We start from the raw sequence: 3,059 nt of genomic DNA, 5'->3' as shown, positions 1-3,059 counted from the left end.
ACGAGACCGGCGCTCGGGTAGCCGGCCAGAAATACTGGCAATGGGTGTTCGGCTGCGCCACCGCGGTGCTGCACAAGGTGGCGCCCAGCCGCGGCAAGGCGGTCGTCCGGGAGGTGCTCGGCGAGCATGTCCCGGAGGTCTGGGTCTCCGACCGCTTCGCCGCGCAGAACGGACACGGCGAGAGCCGGCAGCTCTGCCTCGCCCACCTGCTGCGGGATGCGCAATACGCCATCGACGCCGGCGACACGGTGTTTGCCCCGCCGCTCAAGGACCTCCTGCTGCGCGCCGTCGATATCGCCCGGCGGCGCGAGGAGCTCCAGGACAGCACGCTCTACCAGTACCGATGTCGCCTCGACCGCGAACTTGACGACTTGGTCACGCGGCCATCGGACAGCCACGCAGGTGAGAAGCTGCGCGGGCAGATCCGGCGCGTCCGCTGTGAGCTGTTCGTATGCATCACCAACCGCGGGGTGCCGGCGACCAACAACGCCAGCGAGCGCTACCTCCGCCCGGCCGTAATTTTCAGGAAGATCACGCAAGGCTTTAACGCCGAATGGGGCGCTGCTTTCTACGCCGGCGTGCGCTCCGTCGTCGACACCGGCCGCCTATACGGCTTGAGCCCGCTCGCCGCCATTCGGCGCGTCCTTGCTGGCCAATCCGTTATTCTACCGGCCGCCGCCTGACCTACTCACCGGTGGGGGTGAGCAGTCACCATCAACCCGCCCCATAATCTCATCGCCGCCTACGCAAACGTGTGGGCCCAAGCGCGAACTTGACTTTAATCGCGCCGACGCGCTCGGACCCATCCCGGAGACTACCGCCGCCGGATCACTGCCGGCGTGACCGTGGAAGCACCGGCTCGGTATACTATATTCCCGTCGTTGTCTACTCTTACTGCGTCACAAACGAAGTGGAGGCGAGGTTTCGGCGCGAATCGGCGTTTCGATAGCGCGGTGACAACAAGGACATCGAGGCAATAGGCGCGCAAGATTGTGAGCGATCAGCAGTCTCAGCGTGGCGATTGAATTGGGGACATGCCGTTCAGGTCGTAGCGGGAGCCCGCCGTCCTGCGCCGGTTTCGGGAACGGAAGGCGTTTCGCTGTCCCGGGTGCGGGAGTCGTCTGAGAGGCTGGCCCGAAACTCGTTGAGTGATTTCAGCCCTTTATGATGCCCTCGTTGTGGCAAACAGACGAGGAGGCACATCATGTGGACTCGCATGGGGCGACCTCCTGTCAAGGGTGTAGTACGGGTGCTGCGCCATGATCGAGTAGATCGGCGTCCGGGTGGTGATCGGGATTTTCCTGCACTGACGCGTGACCGGCTCACAGGCGTCTTGGGGCGGCTTCACGTCGCCGAGTAGGCGAAGGTCCGAGACATCGCGGTCGCGGCCGTTGGGGACGATCGGGCTGGGCCCTTGTCGCGGGCAGGCGCACGCCTGGCCGAACTCGCATCCGGTCGGCTCGCTGGTTGAGCCGTCACCCCAATCCTGCATGTGTCCAGGTCGGGCCCGGGGCGGACGGGATCAATCTGAAACACGGCGGGCTGGTTCTCCGCCCGTCCACATAGCGATCACGCGTCCGACCCGACCGCCGCGGGGCGGCCGTCCCCGCGACGTTCCAGCCGGCCGTCGCCGTTCGCGATCAGCCGGTTGTCACGGCGTTCTCCGGCACAATGCCCTGAGTTGCGTAGCGCCAGAACGCGACCAGGAGCTTGCGCGCCGTCGCGATGAGCTTGATCCGCCGCAGCCGTCCGCGTGCTCTGCCGACTTGGTCATGGAACCACCGGCTCAACGTGCTGTTGGGCTGGTAATGTAGCCAGCGCCAGGTGAGTTCGATCATCGCCCAGCGGGCGAGCGCGTGACCAGCTTTGTCCAGGCCCTGGTCGGTGTCCTTTGCACCACTGCTGTGCGGCTGCGGCGTCAACCCGACGTAACCGGCCAGCTCCTGTCGATTTCGGAAATCCCGGAAGAATACCTCGTCAACGAGGATGCTGGCACCGACCTCGCCGACCCCTCTCAACAACTGTAAATGCGCGATCAGCTCGGCGCGCTGTTCGAGCGCAGTCTTGTCCGTGGGCGCCTTGCTTTCCGCGCTACGCTTCGCCTCGCGGCGGCGCGCACGATCCTCGCGCACGAGTTGGCGAAGCTGGTCTCGGACGTGATGCAGGCGCTCACACTCCCGTTTGATTTCGCCTTTGAGCATGGGTGGCAGCTCGCGCCCATCAGCGGTCTTTAATTGCTCCAGCTGGTCGCGCCAGTCCCGACGCAATGGTCGGAACGTCGAAATACCGTGCAGGGCAATCACGCTGCCGATCCGGTTAAGGTGACCGGTAATTTCCTTCTTCATGCGCTGGGCCTCGCGCACTACCCGGCGTTCGTCCTCCTGCTCGGGTGTCGGCACATGCACCATGCGGCAGGCTTCTGGGTCGCCTTCGTGCCAAAGCTTTAGGGCGCGAAGGATCCGTCGCACGTCGATCTTGTCGGTCTTCGCCGACTTCTTCTTTTGATCCGTCAGCAGGCTCGCTGGATCGACGATCTGATTGTTGATCCCGTTGGCGTGCAGCACCCGGTGCAGCCAGAAGCCATCCCGGCCCGCCTCGTAGCAGGTCAGCACATTCACCGGAGCATCCGTTCCATCCTGCACGCGGGCGCGGGCCTGTTCCAGATGCGCGATCAGCTTGTCGCTGTCGCCCGTGGGCACCTTGTGCCGGCTGATCTTATCCCGGTCGGGCGCCTGAACCGCCAACAGCCAGTTTTTCGAACTCAGTTCGACGGCGGCATAAATTGTAGCAGTGTGACCGGGGGCGGGCGTCGAGGGCGTGGACGCGAACGACATCGGGGCCTCCGTTATACTTAACGTTGAACCGACACCCCGGAGCCTAACGCTCGGCGGAGTCCGTCGCCCCCATAGGATCTGAAACCACTCGCCCGAAATATGACCGTACGCACCTGCGTTACGCAAGTGATACCACGGACCTCGAATGGGAGGTGATCCGCCCGAAACTTCCGGCGGACCGCCGGATCGGTCGCCCGCGGGAGGTGGATCTCCGCGAGGTCATCA

2 protein-coding genes are annotated in these 3,059 nt (G+C 64.5%); one reads left to right on the top strand and one right to left on the bottom strand.

Annotated features, from left to right (window positions below; genetic code table 11):
- Positions 1–683, top strand: a 683-nt coding sequence (locus CKO28_RS27125) for an IS66 family transposase (protein WP_200344555.1), incomplete at its 5' end; no start/stop codon positions are given.
- A gap of 957 nt (positions 684–1,640) precedes the next feature.
- On the opposite strand, the gene CKO28_RS27120 is transcribed toward CKO28_RS27125, so the two are convergent.
- Entirely contained in the window at positions 1,641–2,834 is a 1,194-nt protein-coding gene (locus CKO28_RS27120) for an IS110 family RNA-guided transposase (RefSeq protein ID WP_200344553.1), read from the bottom strand.
- Positions 2,835–3,059 lie beyond the last annotated feature (225 nt).

It is taken from the genome of Rhodovibrio sodomensis (assembly GCF_016583645.1).
In the GTDB taxonomy this organism is placed as follows: Bacteria; Pseudomonadota; Alphaproteobacteria; order Kiloniellales; family Rhodovibrionaceae; genus Rhodovibrio; species Rhodovibrio sodomensis.
Note: the sequence above shows the minus strand (reverse complement) of the source record. Positions and strands in the feature narration are given on the sequence as shown.